The sequence below is a fragment of the uncultured Varibaculum sp. genome (assembly GCF_902489465.1).
Lineage (GTDB): Bacteria > Actinomycetota > Actinomycetes > Actinomycetales > Actinomycetaceae > Varibaculum.
On sequence record NZ_CABTZZ010000019.1, the window covers coordinates 1 to 15,968 of the forward strand.

At 48.5% G+C, this 15,968-nt stretch carries 14 protein-coding genes, 1 tRNA gene and 1 other RNA gene; 10 read left to right on the forward strand and 6 right to left on the reverse strand.

What is annotated here, in order from left to right:
- Positions 1 to 431 precede the first annotated feature (431 nt).
- On the forward strand, positions 432 to 2,219 hold the full coding sequence (locus tag RDM26_RS04945; RefSeq protein WP_307737902.1) for an MrcB family domain-containing protein: 1,788 nt from the start codon (positions 432 to 434) through the stop codon (positions 2,217 to 2,219).
- Between the two features lies 1 nt (position 2,220).
- The gene (locus tag RDM26_RS04950) at positions 2,221 to 3,567 is read left to right on the forward strand and encodes an McrC family protein (RefSeq protein WP_307737903.1); all 1,347 of its coding nucleotides are present in this window, start codon (positions 2,221 to 2,223) and stop codon (positions 3,565 to 3,567) included.
- 286 nt (positions 3,568 to 3,853) lie between these two features.
- On the opposite strand, the gene RDM26_RS04955 is transcribed toward RDM26_RS04950, so the two are convergent.
- Together RDM26_RS04955 and RDM26_RS04960 are read right to left on the reverse strand one after the other, a co-directional pair.
- Positions 3,854 to 4,897: a putative sulfate exporter family transporter gene (locus RDM26_RS04955; protein ID WP_307737904.1), complete on the reverse strand. Its 1,044-nt coding sequence runs from the start codon at positions 4,895 to 4,897 to the stop codon at positions 3,854 to 3,856.
- 92 nt (positions 4,898 to 4,989) lie between these two features.
- Positions 4,990 to 6,033 (reverse strand): alcohol dehydrogenase catalytic domain-containing protein, encoded by a 1,044-nt coding sequence (locus RDM26_RS04960; protein WP_307737905.1) that lies wholly within the window; start codon positions 6,031 to 6,033, stop codon positions 4,990 to 4,992.
- Between the two features lie 229 nt (positions 6,034 to 6,262).
- On the opposite strand from RDM26_RS04960, the gene RDM26_RS04965 reads away from it, so the two are divergent.
- From RDM26_RS04965 to rbsK, 7 genes are all read left to right on the forward strand, one after another.
- Entirely contained in the window at positions 6,263 to 6,613 is a 351-nt protein-coding gene (locus RDM26_RS04965; RefSeq protein WP_307737906.1) for an SHIRT domain-containing protein, read from the forward strand.
- On the forward strand, positions 6,614 to 6,709 hold the full coding sequence (locus tag RDM26_RS08405) for an LPXTG cell wall anchor domain-containing protein (protein WP_374041818.1): 96 nt from the start codon (positions 6,614 to 6,616) through the stop codon (positions 6,707 to 6,709).
- A gap of 229 nt (positions 6,710 to 6,938) precedes the next feature.
- Positions 6,939 to 7,916, forward strand: a complete 978-nt coding sequence (locus RDM26_RS04970) for a sugar-binding domain-containing protein (protein WP_307737907.1) — start codon at positions 6,939 to 6,941, stop codon at positions 7,914 to 7,916.
- 112 nt (positions 7,917 to 8,028) lie between these two features.
- Complete coding sequence (gene deoC, locus RDM26_RS04975; protein ID WP_307737908.1) at positions 8,029 to 8,682, forward strand: deoxyribose-phosphate aldolase; 654 nt, start codon at positions 8,029 to 8,031, stop codon at positions 8,680 to 8,682.
- Positions 8,679 to 10,079 (forward strand): L-fucose:H+ symporter permease, encoded by a 1,401-nt coding sequence (gene fucP / locus RDM26_RS04980; RefSeq protein ID WP_307737909.1) that lies wholly within the window; start codon positions 8,679 to 8,681, stop codon positions 10,077 to 10,079. The genes deoC and fucP overlap by 4 nt, the downstream gene beginning before the upstream one ends.
- A gap of 11 nt (positions 10,080 to 10,090) precedes the next feature.
- Entirely contained in the window at positions 10,091 to 11,101 is a 1,011-nt protein-coding gene (locus RDM26_RS04985) for a DUF4432 family protein (RefSeq protein ID WP_307737910.1), read from the forward strand.
- Positions 11,102 to 11,103: 2 nt separating this feature from the next.
- Positions 11,104 to 12,006: a ribokinase gene (rbsK, locus tag RDM26_RS04990; protein ID WP_307737911.1), complete on the forward strand. Its 903-nt coding sequence runs from the start codon at positions 11,104 to 11,106 to the stop codon at positions 12,004 to 12,006.
- A 386-nt stretch (positions 12,007 to 12,392) separates the two neighbouring features.
- Here the strand turns inward: rbsK and RDM26_RS04995 are convergent, their stop codons facing one another.
- The 4 genes from RDM26_RS04995 to RDM26_RS05010 all read right to left on the reverse strand — a co-directional run bounded on the left by RDM26_RS04995 (position 12,393) and on the right by RDM26_RS05010 (position 15,637).
- Positions 12,393 to 13,439, reverse strand: coding sequence for an alcohol dehydrogenase catalytic domain-containing protein (locus tag RDM26_RS04995; protein ID WP_307737912.1), 1,047 nt, complete (start codon positions 13,437 to 13,439; stop codon positions 12,393 to 12,395).
- Between the two features lie 145 nt (positions 13,440 to 13,584).
- Positions 13,585 to 14,223, reverse strand: coding sequence for a PH domain-containing protein (locus RDM26_RS05000; protein ID WP_307737913.1), 639 nt, complete (start codon positions 14,221 to 14,223; stop codon positions 13,585 to 13,587).
- A 310-nt stretch (positions 14,224 to 14,533) separates the two neighbouring features.
- Positions 14,534 to 15,223, reverse strand: coding sequence for a DUF3800 domain-containing protein (locus RDM26_RS05005; RefSeq protein ID WP_307737914.1), 690 nt, complete (start codon positions 15,221 to 15,223; stop codon positions 14,534 to 14,536).
- 326 nt (positions 15,224 to 15,549) lie between these two features.
- Positions 15,550 to 15,637: transfer RNA gene (locus tag RDM26_RS05010), tRNA-Ser, on the reverse strand.
- A 189-nt stretch (positions 15,638 to 15,826) separates the two neighbouring features.
- On the opposite strand from RDM26_RS05010, the gene ffs reads away from it, so the two are divergent.
- An RNA gene (gene ffs, locus RDM26_RS05015) (signal recognition particle sRNA small type) lies at positions 15,827 to 15,922 on the forward strand.
- Positions 15,923 to 15,968 lie beyond the last annotated feature (46 nt).

Genomic DNA, 15,968 nt, shown 5'->3' on the forward strand with positions numbered 1-15,968 from the left:
ATTCCCGCTAGCTCCACGATGAGGAGTCCGAACGGTGAAAAAGCCGTTCGGGCTTTTTTATTAGTGAGGACGACGAAGTCGTGCGTAATCCCGTTAGGGATTACTGGCACAAAGACGATGAACGGTGAAGAAACTTGTTTCTTCATTAGTGAATTGGAGGAAGTTGTGCGCAACACGAAGTGTTGCTTGCACTTAGTTGGCGCCATCCCATGAGGTATTTTTTGCACTGTGTCTTTACTTGCGCAATCTGTAATGGCTGAATTGTTCAATAAACCTAATCTACGTTGTAGGCATGAATTCTTCTTATAAACCCGGTAAAATCGGACCTTGAGATGTGAACTGTACGCACACCATGGCAGTCTAGGAAGACAGATCCTCGAGCCGTGCGCAAGATCTAACAGCATGTGCGTTCGCCCGACCGCTGGAGAATTATGGCAGATACAGACAACCCTATTCAAAGTCTCAGAGAGATTCTTCTATACTTATTAGAAAATTATAAGTCCATACGGGACGATAATTCACATGCAGGCGAGCCGCAGACATTTTTAGGCACAAGGACTCGAAACTTTCTAGAAAATTCCGGTTATCTAGATAATAAGCGATTCAAGGCTGTCGCAAGTGCCGGCCAAGGGACGTTGGCATCTGTCCCGTGGGTTGGAGTCTTTTACAGCAAGTATTTTGACTTAACGCGCCCATCGGCTAAGAGCGGATATTATGTCGTCTACTTACTTAATGAGGCAGGTAACAAAGTATATTTGACGCTGAATCAAGGAACGTCAGATGTTAAGGGATTAGATGAAAAGGCTCGCTTTAAAGATAAACTAGAGGAGTTGAAAAACCGAGCATCTGAGATCGCTGAAAAGGTTCATCATTCGGGATTTAGTTCTGATCCGATAACTGATCTTGGTAAGAGCAACAAAGCTAAGGAATACTCCGCAGCAGCAATCCTGCACAAGGTATACACCCTCGATCAGCTCCCCGACGAGGAAAGCCTGGCTAACGATCTTGAAACGATGGTTAATGTATATTCCCAGCTTATTGAGCAGCTGGAAAAGCACGAATTTAGTGGGGGCATCCAGGCCTGGTTAACAGCTAGCCAGGGTACTAAAGCCAATGCTAATCAGGATATCCGGGAGTGTGCTGAAGAAAATGGAAAGGAAGGAGAAACAGTCGCCTTGAAGCTAGGTAAGAACATTATTCTTTATGGACCGCCAGGCACAGGTAAAACCTATAATACTGTGATCTATGCTGTCGCGATTTGTGAAAGATGGGAGAATCTCAATTCTGAAGAGAATCAGTCTTACGGTGAGATCTTGAGTAGATACAACGATCTCGTGGACGAAGGACGGGTCGCTTTCACTACTTTCCACCAGTCATACGGCTATGAAGAGTTCATTGAAGGAATAAGCCCGAAGATCGAGAATCTTGCCAACGATAGCTCTGAACACGAACCGGCGGGAGAGATTGCTTTTTCATATAGAGACGGACTTTTCAAGAACTTTTGCAGACAAGCTCGAGAAAAAGATCAGGAGCCATGCGTTTTTGTTATTGATGAGATCAATCGTGGCAACATCTCGAAAATCTTCGGTGAGCTCATCACCTTGATAGAAGAGAGTAAGCGCGAAGGTGAAGAAGACGCTCGTTCGGCATTACTTCCATATACTGGGGAACAATTCTCGGTTCCCAACAATATATATTTGCTAGGAACCATGAACACCGCTGATCGATCAATTGCTCTAATGGATACTGCTTTGCGCCGCCGATTCCATTTCATTGAGATGCAGCCTGATCCCCAAGTCTTAAAAGATTTTGGTGCTTCCGAGATTGCGGAAGGTGAGGTAACTCTCGATGTTGCAAGAATGCTCGAAGTTATCAACCAACGAATTGAACTGCTCTACGACCGTGAACATACCATCGGACATGCCTTCTTTACCAGCCTCAAAGATAACCCTACTATCGAACATTTGGCCGTGATTTTTAAAGATTCGATAATCCCTCTACTCTTCGAATACTTCTACGAAGATTACGAGAAGATCAGAATGGTTCTTGGAGATAACTCTAAGTCTAGTGAGGATTTAGAATTCCTAACCAGAGTAAAAACCAATAAAGAGAAAATCTTCAATGGTGGTATGACCGATATAGATCTACCTGACGTTTACAAGCTTAACCACAAAGCTTTAGGGAAGATCGAATCATATCTAGAGATATACAGCCAGTGATATGCGCGCTCCCATTGAAGTCACGGAATACGACACCCTCACGTACAACAAGGATTTTAAGAACTCTGAGAAATACCGCTTTCTCAACGAGAAATCTTTTAAACAACTAGTGGACTTTATTCGCACATTCGATAACCCTGACGGAGATGACGTCCACGACTTGATGCGGCTTGCCCATAAAAAGAATGTTGGAGATACCGTCACTTTTAAGAACTACGTAGGCGTTATAGAGCTTCCTGACGGCCAGCAGATTGAAATCCTACCCAAAGTTGAGTTCCAGGCAGGCGGAAAAGATCAAACAAAACGAATCTTCCTAAACATGCTGCGGGCTCTCAAAGATTTCCCGGTAAAGGTTTTTTCGACGGCTAATCTGGGCGTTGAGAGAATGTCAATCTACGATATTCTCATCAACATTTACCTGCAGCAAGTGCGCTACTTGTTAAGGAAAGGATTACGTTCTGCTTACATCCGTAACGATGAAAATCTTACGAGATTCAAAGGCAAGCTTTTGGTTAATCAGCAGCTAAAATACAACTACAGTAACCGCCAAAAATTTTTTGTCAGCTTTGATGAGTTTAAACTAGATCGACCAGAGAACAAGCTAATTAAAGCAACCCTGCTAAAGCTCCAACGAGTTACTGGTAGCAATCAGAATTCGAAACTATGCAGGCAACTTCTTCGTAGTTTCGACCAAGTTAACCCTTCGAATAACTATGAACTTGACTTCTCGAGAGTTCAGTTGGACCGTACAACAATAGACTACGAAATGCTGATCGCTTGGGCTAAGATCTTTCTCTATGGTAAGAGCTTTACAACATTTTCAGGTGAACAGGCCTCAAGGTCTTTGCTTTTCTCAATGGAAAAGCTATTTGAAGGCTACGTAGCAAAGTATGTTGTTGAGCGCGCATCCAGAGAAAAACAATGGCAAGTCTCAACTCAAGATAGGGGTTACTACCTGTTTAATCGTCTAGATAACGAGGAAGCTAAACGCTTTGCTTTAAGACCGGATCTAGTTCTTAGATCCGAAACGCAAGAAACCGTAATTCTTGATACCAAATGGAAGCGGCTCATCAATGACCCGAGGAAAAATTTCGGCATTTCCCAAGCAGATATGTATCAGATGTACGCATATGCGAAGAAATATAATACCTCACAAATTTGGCTGCTCTATCCGGTTTCTGATCAAATTGAAGAAGAACGGATCTTAACATTCACAAGCGATGATCAGGTGTCGGTCTCAGTGTTTTTCATCAATTTGGCAAGAATTGAAGACAGCATTGATCAGCTATTGACGTTGATAAGCGAGCGAGTAACCCTCAAATCATCCGCAGGTAATAGGGTAAGCTAGCCAACTGCAGTCACTTGAAAGTGGGCTCGCTTTCGTTCAGCTCAGTGTTTTTAATTATTAGCCCCCGAGCTATGGCACGCTTTAATTTATAGGGGCTTAAAATGGGCGCTGGGAGAGGGGGTATCTGGTGCGGTTTCATTCTTTGCAATTCCAGATCAAGGGATGGGCGGAGGATTTTCTTGCCAGTGATGGGCGAAAGTTGGATATTGCCGACGAATTTTCGTATCTTTCCCGCTCATTCGGTTTTGAACGAGGGGTCCTGTTTCTTCGCGCTCCCAGTCGGATGTTAGTCAACTAAAAGAAGTACCGTTCCCAGCGAGACCGCGGCGATTAGGACACTCAGGATTATTCCGAGGACGAGGGCGCGCCCTCCGGACTTTATGACGTTGCGCAGGTTTACCCCAGCACCCATCGCGCCCATCGCTACCGTCAGGAGCAGGGTAGCAACCGTGCCCCCTAGGGTACTGAAAATGTTATTGACAGTGGGGATGCCCGCAAACACTGAGGCTAGCGCTACTGCGATCAGGAATCCCACCACGAATCCGGGAATCAGGGGAGGGCGCTTGCCAGAGCTGGTTTTCTCTGCCTGTTCGTGGCGTACTTGTACTATTCGCCGTTCAACTATCCCCACGATTGCTACTACGATTGCTAGGCAGGCCACGCGCCCCAGCTTGGTGGCGGTAGCCAAATCAGAGATTGCCGGATCGTAAATGTTTGCGGCCGCCACTACCTGGCCGACCTCGTGAATAGAAGCTCCCAGCCAGACGGCTGCTTGCGTGGGGGATAACCCCAGCCCGTGGGCGGCAGCCGGCAAAGCGACGAGGGAGAGCGTCCCGAATAGGGTAACGCAAGCGATAGCAGTCGCGACCGCGTCATCGGCATCCTCGCGGTTGCGGGCAGACACCACCGGGGATATCCCCGCAACGGCAGAAGCCCCACAAATCGCAGTCCCTGAGGTGGTGAGAATCCCGGTGGCGTGGCTGACCCGCATAAAATAAGTAAGCAGGTAACCCGCCACCATAGTGACCGCGACTGCGCAGATAATAGTCACGATGGTACCGGCACCTAGCGCGGCAATGGCCGGTAGCGACAGCCGAAAACCAAGCAGCACCACCCCGGAGCGCAAAATAGTCTTCGCGGAAAAACCGATACCGGGTTCGCAGACAGCCGGAATTAACTTGGTGTTGCGGACGGCTATCCCCAGCAGGATTGCCACCAGCATCGATGACAGCAGAGGAAGAAACAGGTTTATTAGCCAAGCGATTCCGGCGATCACGCACGCGTACGCTATGCCTGGTAGTAGCCGTTTGAAATTATTAAAAGAAATCACTTGCCATATATACCACAAGGTCAAAACGATCCGGCAGTAAGAATGACAGATAGGTCTGTCTCGTTCCCCCACAGGTTAACCGGAACTGCTTTTTAGTCGGGTATTACCGCAATTTTTACGCCAACCCGATCGTGTACCGCCTGATACGCTTCGTGCACTTTTGAAAGCGGGAAGGTGTGGGTGACGATTTCCTCCACATTGATAGCCCCCGATTCCAGCACTTGAATCGCCCGTTTTACATCCCGACGGCGAGCATTGGAACCCCCGGTAACCTGCAATTCTTTATAGTGAATCAGGTTAGGCTCCATTTGGGTCATCGAACCCTTCGGGAATCCTGCGAAGTAGTTGACTCGCCCTCCATCCCGGGCAAGCAGCAAGGCGTCTTGGGCTAGCGCTGCGGCACCAATACACACGATCACCACATCGGCCCCTGCGCCGTTGGTTACTTCCCTGACCCGATCCTCAAGTTCTTCAGGGCTGACCCCAATCGCGCCCAGCCGGTCTACCACTTGGCGGCGCTGCGGAGAACGGTTAGATACGAAAACCTGCCTAGCCCCACTGGCCAGTGCCAGCTGCGCGTGGATTAGTCCGATCGGGCCAGCTCCCAGAACGGCCACCACCTCACCGAGATTCACTTTGAATTGCTCGAGGCCGTTTAAGCAGCAAGAGATGGGTTCGGCTAGGCAAAGAGCTTTAGGGTCAAGTTCTTTGTTGGTAGTGATCAGGTTGCCTCTACGCAGGGCGCGTTCCGGTACCAGCAGGTATTCCTGGAGGCCCCCATCGATGGCGTAGCCAAACAGCTCTAGATTTGAGCAGAGGTGCTCGCGGTCTTGCAAACAGTTGGGGCAGGCACCGCATGACACCACGATCGAAACTGTCGCCTGTTGCCCAATGTGCAAGCCGGGTTGAATCTGCTCGACGCCCTCGCCGATTTCTACTATCCTGCCTGCAATCTCGTGTCTGGGAACCGTGCCATAGGAAACCCCGGAGGTTTTCGCCCCGGTGTAGAGGCGATAGTCGGTGCCGCACATGGTGTTGGCCTCGATTTTCAGTAAGACCTCATTTTTGCCCGGGGTTGGTTTTTCCTTTTCGACTAGCCGTAGATCTTCCGGTGCATTTAAAGTAGCTGCCCGCATGGTTTCTCTTCTCTCTAAAGAAATTCCGGAACCGTGCCCATTAATAACGCGAAAGAAGTAGCGCCCGGGTCGGGGGCTCCTATGCCCAGTGAGTCTAGTGTCTCACGAATCTAGTAGCGGCCATTGTCATCAGTAACCGTGAATTGCTTCCTTACCCGTTCGTTTTCGGTTGGAGAGTTGTTTACAATGCCCCCTTCAAAAAGTAATCGGTAAATCTATCAAATCTGTTTTGGTATGGCCGCTAGTCACGTTCGCGGTGAAATACGGTTTTGTGGCTGCTGACGGGTCCAAGCTCCCCGCTAGCGTGATGAAGTTGCTGCCCAGCGCCGCAACTGCCGCTGAAGGTGACACCGTAACTCCGGCGGCTCTAAAGCATAAGGTGGTTAAAGAATCGGTAGAGGCTAACGGAACCAAGACCGAAACCACCTGGACCTTCAAAGGCTGGTCGCATCAGCAGGCCATGATTGCTGACGCGGATGTTACTTTCACTGGTACCTGGGAGAAATCTGTTAACACCAGCAAGGTTAAACCTGTTGATTCCGAAAAGACTCCTACGCCGAAAGCTAGCCCTAAAGAATAAATGCTAAATACCGGCGCCTCGCCCTTAGGGCTGCTGTTACTTGCAGGAGCCAGCAGTGTTCTAGGTGCGTTAGTGCTGCTACGACGCCGGGTGTAACGCGAGTATGAGGTTTTGGCTGTAGGGCGGGTGTATGTGGTACCGCCGCGAAGCGTTTAATGCGGCTTGTGTTGGAGCTGCTGCAGCATTTCTGATTAGCTCAACGCCTGACGATAGCTTCACCCCGAGGAGTGTAACTTTTAATTCTTGAAAACTATTTAACTGTATTTTCTGAAAGGCTGATTTTCAGTTTTCCTCAGACTAGAGTCCAGACTGATTAGATAGTCTCATGGTGAAAAAAGATCGATTGGGAATGACCCGCAGGGATCATCAATCCTTGGATGTGGCAAAGCTCTACTATAGCGGCCTATCTCAGAGTGAAATCGCTAATATACTGCATGTTTCACGACCAAATATTTCCAAATTGCTCACTCATGCGAAGGCGCGCGGGTTCGTGAAAATTCGAATAGATGATCCACGAGAGCAAGACAGAGAGCTCATCGATTCTTTACGGTCTGCTTTTTCACTTGACGAGGTACGTTTAGTGTCTCCACCTAGAAGACGAGACATTGATATTCGCAAGGCTCTGGGACAGGCGGGGGCAGACCTGTTTATGGGGATGGTGCGTGATGGAGACGCCGTTGGAGTTTACTGGTCTCGAACCATTCAGGCATTGACTGCGAGCTTACAGCGGCAATCTTTACAGCGGGTCGATGTAGTCCAGGTCGGTGGCAATCTAAAGATGCCGTCCATGGATTTATCCACTCTAACCAGTTTCCGGGAGTTACGCGAATCTCTGCAGGCCAGGGTGCACATGATAGGGCATCCAATCGTGTTGGAATCGGCAGGTGCGAAGCTAGCGATTGAACGAGAAGAGAGTGTCAGTAGGGTTATGGAACTTGCGCGCCGAGCACGTATCGTGCTTTATTCGGTCGGCTCAGTTAGTTCCGTGGCAACTCTGCTGCATAGTCCGCTCATTAATGAGGACGAAAGAGAATTCTTGATCGAACATTCGGTGGGGGAAATATGTGCGCACTTCATCGATGAAGACGGCAGGGTCTGTCTGCCGGATCTTAACAACCGCACTTTGGGAATTTCCTTGCCGGATTTACGGCATAACGAGCAAAAGATCCTGATAGCAGGAGGATCCGATAAGTTGCAAGTAGTCTATGCGGCATTGCTACGTGGTTATGCTAACCGGTTAGTTATAGATACGGTAACGGCTCGTAAGCTACACGCCTTGACGAAAAAGAAACAAGGCAAATAGCCAAAATGGCACATATGTGCCAAAAATTCGTTCTGTAGGCTGGGGTAGCAAAGTAGCGTGAGACCAGTGACAAGTCAGCCAAGACTTGCATGAAGTCGAAGGAGACGTAGACATGACCAATAAAGCAAAACTGATTGATCATACCCTGCTTGCGCCAGATGCAACAGCTGAAGCGGTAAAAAAGCTGTGCGAAGAGGCTAAAACCTCAGGATTCTGGTCGGTGTGTGTAAGCCCCAATAGGGTTTCGCTGGCGAAGCGTGAGCTTTCCGGTAGTGATATTAAAGTGTGTACAGTAATCGGATTTCCTTCTGGTGCGCATTGCACAGAGGTAAAAAAATTTGAGACTGCCCATGCCGTTGCAGACGGAGCGCAAGAGGTCGACATGGTAATAGACCTGGGGGCAGTCAAAGATGGAAATTGGCACGCAGTTCAGCTGGACATTGCTGGTGTTGTCGAAGCAGCTGGTACTGGGGTTCTAGTGAAGGTCATCTTGGAAACCTGCCTGCTCACGGATGAAGAAATCGTGAATGCGTGCGAATGCGCACAAAAGGCTGGCGCAGATTTTGTAAAAACTTCTACAGGTTTTTCACAATCAGGTGCAACTGCGCATGCGGTGGAGCTTATGCGTAAAACTGTTGGCTCGAATATGGGAGTTAAAGCATCTGGCGGGATTCGAACCGCTGCCGTCATGGACGAAATGATCGCCGCAGGAGCTAACCGTATTGGTGCCTCTGCCGGAATGAAACTGTTGCGGGGGAACAAATGAGTATAGATGTGGAAACTTCGCCAAAGCAATCATTGCCTGGGCAAAAAACACCCGAAGGACAAGTAAATAACAGCCGAGGGTTGATAAAGGATAATACGCTGCAGTTAGCCGACGGTTACCTTTCGCGAACCCCTATTTTTCAGTACCTCTTACTGTCGATTTGCTTCCCCATGTGGGGGATAGCTGCCAGCCTCAACGACATCTTGATTACACAGTTCAAGTCAATTTTTACTCTTTCTGACTTTGCTTCCGCGTTTGTGCAGTCGGCATTCTACGGTGGGTATTTCATTATTGCTATTCCTGCCTCCCGAGTAATCCGCTCCACCTCCTACAAAGTTGGAATCATGGTTGGTCTGAGTGTGTATATCATCGGCTGCTCACTGTTTTTCCCGGCTTCCCACATGGCAACGTATTCAGTATTCCTGTTTTCACTGTTTGCGATTGCAATTGGATTATCGTTCCTTGAGACGTCCTGTAACACTTACTCGTCGATGATTGGACCGAAAAAATATTCCACGCTACGGCTAAATATCTCCCAAACTTTCTATCCTCTCGGATCTATCGGGGGAATTTTACTGGGCAAGTACTTGATTTTTTCCGAAGGTGCCGCGCTGCATGAGCAGATGGCAAATCTTACTGCTGCAGAGTCGCAACAGTTTGCTCGGGAAATGCTACAACGCACTCTGCATCCCTATCGGGTAATCATTCTAATCTTGCTGGTAATCCTGATTCTGGTGATGATTACGCAGTTTCCAAAGTGTAAGCCTGTGGTAAATAACGCGAAAGAGGCCACGAAGGCAACCATATTCCAGACCCTAAAATACTTGGCCGGAAACCGTAGATTTAAAGCTGGTATTCTGACTCAGTTCCTTTACGTTGGCATGCAGACAGCGGTTTGGTCCTTTACGATTAGGCTCGCGCTAAATCTGGATCACTCTCTCAATGAGCGAACAGCCTCTAACTTCATGATCTATGCGTTTATTGGGTTCTTTTTAGGAAAGTTCCTAGCAAATCTTTTGATGACCAGGTTTAATCAAGACTTAGTTCTCGTCGGCTACTCTCTTTGTGGATTGGGTGCGTTAGCGTATGTAATCTTGGTTCCTAATATGACAGCAGTTTATGCTGCGGTGTTGGTTTCTTTCTTGTTCGGGCCGTGTTGGGCAACTATCTACTCGCGCACGCTAGATTCGATCGAAGATAAACGCTATACCGAAACCGGCGGAGCGATAATCGTAATGTCTATTATTGGTGGGGCGGTTATTCCTGCAGTACAGGGCCTGGTCTCTGACCTGAGTGGCTCGATGCAGATTTCTTTTGCCGTTAATCTCTTTTGTTTCGGTGCCGTATTGATGTACTTCTATTCCTCTTATAAAACTTCTCCAAAGGGTGAAATCTAATGCAATATGAAATGAATTTACCAAGATCCCTGTTTACGCAGTTAGAGACGGAAATACTGCATTCAGAGCAGTGGTCGGTAACCACGAAAACTTACTCATCTGGAGTTGCTTCACTAACTATCCGCAACTCGCTCGGATATGTTGAGGTGCTGCCCTTCATGGGGCAAATTATCTGGGACGCAGAGTTTTGCGGTCACAGCCTGCGTATGGAAAACATGTTTTCAGAGCCTAAACCGGCGACCTTGATTGAGGACACCTACGGCTGCTTTGCTTTCCATTCGGGGCTGCTTGCCGCTGGTTGCCCCGGCGAGGGGGATAACCATCCGTTGCATGGTGAATTTGCATGCGCTCCCATGGACTCGGCAAAATTGATTATTTCAAACAATGCCATTCGCGTAGTTTCTTGCCGCGAGTACTTGAAAGGTTTTGGTGATCACTACGTAGCCAATCCCTCGGTGACTTTGCACCAGAATTCATCCATGTTCGATATTGAGCTACGGGTGCAAAACATGTCTAAGTACGCCTCTATGCCTCTGCAGTATATGTGCCATATGAACTACGCGTTCGTACCAAGCGGAAAAATTACCCAAAACTTGCCTGTAGATGCGTTCAAATTGCGTGAATCTGTGCCGGCGCATGTTAAACCAACTGAAAAATGGTTGAAGTTGAACGCAGATATAAAAGCCGGTAATCGGGACGCGAATTCCTTGGAAGGTGCTGAAGAGTTCGATCCGGAGATTGTGTATTTCGCTGATGGAGTAGACAAACTGACCGAAGAAGCAATTTTAGAAATGACCTGCCAGGACGGAACGGTATTTGAAACCCGTTTTAGTACCGAGAGTTTCCCAGTGATAACGCGGTGGATATTGCATAACGAAGATCAAAAAGTTGCTGCGTTTGCGCTTCCCGGGACATCACGTCCAGAAGGGCGCGAAGCGGCTCGTAAAGCTGGAACATTAATTGAACTTGCCCCTGGGGAAGCTCGCACTTTCCAAGTAACTACCGGCATTAAGGAGAACTAGAAATGGATATTGCAGTAGTTGGCTCGAATATGGTCGATTTAATCTCCTATATCAATCGAATGCCCCATGAAGGCGAGACCGTAGAGGCTCCAGATTTTCGAATGGGTTGTGGTGGTAAGGGTGCGAACCAAGCCATAGCAGCATCTCGAATGGGCTCGGAAGTTTTGATGGTCACCAGAGTAGGCAACGATATGTTTGCAGACAACACCATAAGAAACTTTGCTGAGAACGGTATCGACACCAAATTTGTTATGCGTACGGATGCTACCTCGGGGGTCGCCCCAATTTTTGTGGATCCCCAATCCCGTAACTCAATCATAATCGTCAAGGGAGCAAACGCATTGTTAACTCCCGGTGATGTGGAACGTGCCAAGGCACAAATTGCCGAATGTAAACTGATCGTGATGCAGCTGGAAATTCCGTTAGAAACGGTATATGCGACTATACGATTAGGCAATGAATTGGGTATTCCGATTCTGTTGAACCCAGCTCCGGCCGATCCCTCACTATCGTTAGAGCAGGTAAAAAACGTAGAGTTCATCGTGCCAAATGAGAGTGAACTATCTTTACTAACTGGGATGCCGGTAGAATCCGAAGAAGATATACGTGCTGCAGGGCAAGTGCTTACTCACTCGGGAATTCCGAATGTGATTGTCACTTTGGGTTCACGGGGCGCCTTGTGGATTAGTGAAGCCGGAGAACAGTTAATTGAAGGAACCTCTAACAGGGCAGTTGACACTACCGGGGCAGGTGATGCTTTCATTGGTTGCTTTAGCCATTGTTGGACGCAGACTGGTGACATTGCTGAGTCGATTCGCAAGGCTAATATCTATGCGGGCGATGCAGTAACTAAGCGGGGTACGCAAACTTCCTATGCTACGGCTGAAGAGCTAAACCTCCGTTAGTCCACCGTCTTCCTAGGCTCAGTGTGGTTGGCATGAACGGAGTATATGCGCAGTCGCATTAGATTAGCGTACGCAGCATCAAAGTTACGAGGGCATATTATTTGGTTTCTTGCTAGCCAGCTTGATAATGCCGTTACCCTTTCTCCACGGGGTAGGAAGGGTAACGGCATTATTGCTATCACGGTGAGTGAAAGCTGAGAGTAAGAATTCTGGGTAAAGCTGAGCGCTCTTTAGAGCGTACTGTTTATTATCCTGGTGGTATGTACTGATTAGGCTTCAGATTCTGAAGAGTTTATCGCTAAACGTACTTGTTTTCATCAGGTAGTTTCGCGCGAGCATCAAGTAGTATCGAGGCATCGGCATCGAAAACCAACGTGACTGCCGCTCTAGAAGGTAGCGGTGTCGATCACGTAGCGGTAGCGCACCCGCGCGGCCACCACGTTATCCCAGGCTTCATTGATTTGGTCGCCAGAAATGATCTCCACTTGGGGGCCGATATTTTTCTTGGCGCAAAAATCTAGCACTTCCTGGGTTAGGGCGATACCGCCGATATTCGAGCCGGCAAGCATTTTTTGTTTGCCCACCAAGTTACCCATGGCAAAGGACTGACGGTTCTCGGGAAGACCTACAATCCCTACGATCCCCTCGGGTTTTACACAATCTAACAGCTGATCGATTTCTACCCCGTCAGATAAAGTGGATACGACCAGGTCAAACTGAGATTGCATACTTTCCCAAGTTCCCTCCTCGGAAGTGGGGTGCAGCTCTACTGCCCCAAACTGCTTTGCGTCCTCTTCCTTAGCACGAGTACGAGAAATGACGTGGGTTTCAGCTCCGAGGGCGGCGGCAATCTGTACCCCCATATGCCCCAGTCCCCCCATGCCTACAATCGCGACTTTCTTTCCCGGGCCTGCCCCGAGCCGTTTGAGTGGGGAATATAAGGTTACCCCGGCACACATTATCGGTGCGGCTTTTTCCAGAGGAATCGCGTCCGGGATTCGGCAAACATAGTCTTGCTCCACGGTGATCCCGGTGGAATAACCTCCGGCTGTGGGGACGCCGTCGCGCCCTATACAGTTATAAGTCCAGATAGTTCCGCCTTCGCCATTACAGAATTGTTCAGTTCCCGCTTGGCAAGCCTCGCATTTGCCGCATGAGTCTACGAAACAGCCGACCCCTACCCGGTCTCCAACAGCAAACTTGGTTACTTTCGAGCCGATTTTGGTGACGATACCGGCGATTTCATGCCCGGGGGTGAGGGGGTAGATCACGTCTCCCCATTCTCCACGCCCAGTGTGAATGTCAGAGTGGCATACCCCGGCATACTTGATCTCGAAGTAGATTTCGGTGGGTCCTGGCTCGCGCCGCTCTAAGGTTACGGGGTGGAAATCCGAAGTGGCCGAATCCATCGCGTATGCTTTTACCTGCGTCATTGCTACTCCTTGTTTGCGGGAATACCGTCACTTTCAACCATAACCCGCTGGCGTGCCAAGCGCAGAGGCCAGGGGAGACGACCTATAGCTACTTGTAATCGAGTTTTCTCAGGGAGATAGAGCGTCTATCGCCGGAAGTATCTGGTTACATTCGAGCTAGAATTTCTTGCTTTTTCGCAGCGTAATCCTCCTCAGTGATTAACCCCGCTTTGAGTAAATCTCCCAATTTTTGTAGCTGCACCATTGGATCGTTACTAGCATTTTCTTGTTTAGGCTGCTCCTGCGGCGGAGCAGATACAGGTTGCTGGGAATATTGAGGTTGAGCTGCCTGGGGTTTCATTCCCTGGAACATGGCCGGCGGCTGTCCCTGATAGTAAGCAGTCTGGTCGCGCATCCTTTCTAGGTTTCTCGCCTCATTAGCGGTTTGCAGAATAATCTGCTTCACAGATCCTGGCTCTGGCACGTTTTCCAACTCAATCACTTCAACTTGCCCAGACGGGTGGGTGACAGTTACCGTCACGGTTCCAACTCCACGAGCTCGTTGCACCATTGATTGATGCATCTGCACATCAGTAACAAAAGCTACTCTAACCTGCTGTGAATCGGTGCGGGCAATGCCTTTTTCCCAAAATAAGAACTCCCTATTGAGGCGGTAACGTCCACCCCCGAATCCCTTAATCGACTTACCTACCGCAGCCCAAATGTCATCAGGCTGTCGATTGACATCCTGAAAAATTTGGTCTGAAACGGACTGCATGAAATTACGTTTCTTATCGTCTGTCATGTGAAAAGCCTTCTCTTCAGTGAAAGGAATCGGAACTTTATGTGTTCAGCATAGCGAATTAGCGTAGTAAGTTTATTAAAATCCGTGCTTACTATTTGCTTTAGACCTGAAATAAACTTTAGAATCCCGTCCACGGGATTACGGGGTTCACGCCTTAGTGGAGCGCAGTTTTTGGGCTAATGCCCATTTTGGGGTGCGGACAGGATGTTAGAGAGTGATTTATGAATGTTTCGTATTCCCGAGAGCAGCGTCGTGAGGCGTTGAGGGTGTATAGCCGTGCCGGGGCGGTATCTAAAAAGGATACCGCCGTCTAAGGTAACTCCTTGATAATAATTTTACTGCGCAGTTCCGGTAGCTTATCCATGGTAGCGTAATGGAAAACCCTATTTGCCACGATATCGGCAGCTCTAATCAAAGGATCCCTAGCAGAATCGCGTAAACAAAAGTTCACCCCACTCAACAAAGGTAGAATCGGGGGATAAAACTTATCCCACTTCGCATTATATGTGCCGATCCTATACTCAGCCTCTAATGCCTCTCTGAGCTCATAACGACCATCGGTAGCTGTTGTGTGCTCATCCATTCGCACATCAATAACTTCTGAATAGTCCGAGGGAATGACACCTTCGCGTATTTGCGTGACGATGGCGTGTTTGAGACCGATTTTAAAAGCATAGTCTAAGTAACGTTGTTTACTCTTCGGATGAGAAAAAATAGATTCAAGAATGCTTTGCTGCCTCACTACAACCGCAAACTTGCATACCTGGTTAAGGGAACGAAAAAGCTTACCCTTATGAGCGTTACTAAGCGTAGCTGCTTTCAACTCACCATTTTTTGAGCGGCGAGCATTATTACCTAAATTTCGTTCAGCTTTTAAATATTTTCTCCCCATGATGTCACGCTGATTCTTAGAGTAAAGAAGAATACCGCCAAAAACGAAGTAGTCATTATGTAAATGATCAAATACGCCCGACTCATCAGCGTAGACAAAAATACTCACAGTTATATTCTAATAAAGCCACCCCGCTGTGGGGTGGCTCCCCCAAGGCCGGCGACCTTACAGACCGCTTAAACGTTAATTCGGTTCCTTGAGTATACAGCGCACTTTATTGCCTGCATTTATAAATTTAACACCATAACCCCGCTACGCCAAGTAGTAATCTACTCTGTCTTAATATTGGATAATGCCCCGGTATTCATCCGCAAGTCTGTTTTAGCAGTTTCCATCTTAGTGGGTATGATGTGCATCTTGCTCGAAGTTGATACGAGCTAGTCCAAACCTAAAGCACTTAAACCCTCACCAGAGAAGATTCTTGGCAAGAGTAATGGCGGAGGTAGGGGGATTCGAACCCCCGAGGGCTTGCACCCAACCCGCTTTCCAAGCGAGCGCCATAGGCCACTAGGCGATACCTCCAGGCACAGATTTGAGTCTACCGAAATGCCCTAGCTAATGTCGATTCTGGAAATGAGGAGTCGAACACAGCCCGGCAATAAGGGCTGGCGCTGCGTCCCTGGAAACCGCGCCTGCGTCCTCGCCAGTTCTCTTCTCGCCCCCGTGCTGACCGCGCCGTTTCCAGTTAGCGCCCTCCTAAGCTAAACTGGGGGAGATCCTTCACGCGGCGATATCATTCGAACCTCCCCAGGGCCGGAAGGCAGCAAGGATAAGGGTGCGCTATCGGGTGCGTGAAGGGTCTTTTTTATCGCAATCCTCTCCCGGCACCCCGCTTATCGCTGGGCTTTAGTAC

Coding starts and splice junctions, on each gene's coding strand:
- RDM26_RS04945 (WP_307737902.1), top strand. CDS start 432: ATGGCAGATACAGACAACCCTATTCAAAGTCTCAGAGAGATTCTTCTA.
- RDM26_RS04950 (WP_307737903.1), top strand. CDS start 2,221: ATGCGCGCTCCCATTGAAGTCACGGAATACGACACCCTCACGTACAAC.
- RDM26_RS04960 (WP_307737905.1), bottom strand. CDS start 6,033: ATGCGGGCAGCTACTTTAAATGCACCGGAAGATCTACGGCTAGTCGAA.
- RDM26_RS08405 (WP_374041818.1), top strand. CDS start 6,614: ATGCTAAATACCGGCGCCTCGCCCTTAGGGCTGCTGTTACTTGCAGGA.
- RDM26_RS04970 (WP_307737907.1), top strand. CDS start 6,939: ATGGTGAAAAAAGATCGATTGGGAATGACCCGCAGGGATCATCAATCC.
- deoC (WP_307737908.1), top strand. CDS start 8,029: ATGACCAATAAAGCAAAACTGATTGATCATACCCTGCTTGCGCCAGAT.
- fucP (WP_307737909.1), top strand. CDS start 8,679: ATGAGTATAGATGTGGAAACTTCGCCAAAGCAATCATTGCCTGGGCAA.
- RDM26_RS04985 (WP_307737910.1), top strand. CDS start 10,091: ATGAATTTACCAAGATCCCTGTTTACGCAGTTAGAGACGGAAATACTG.
- rbsK (WP_307737911.1), top strand. CDS start 11,104: ATGGATATTGCAGTAGTTGGCTCGAATATGGTCGATTTAATCTCCTAT.
- RDM26_RS04995 (WP_307737912.1), bottom strand. CDS start 13,439: ATGACGCAGGTAAAAGCATACGCGATGGATTCGGCCACTTCGGATTTC.
- RDM26_RS05000 (WP_307737913.1), bottom strand. CDS start 14,223: ATGACAGACGATAAGAAACGTAATTTCATGCAGTCCGTTTCAGACCAA.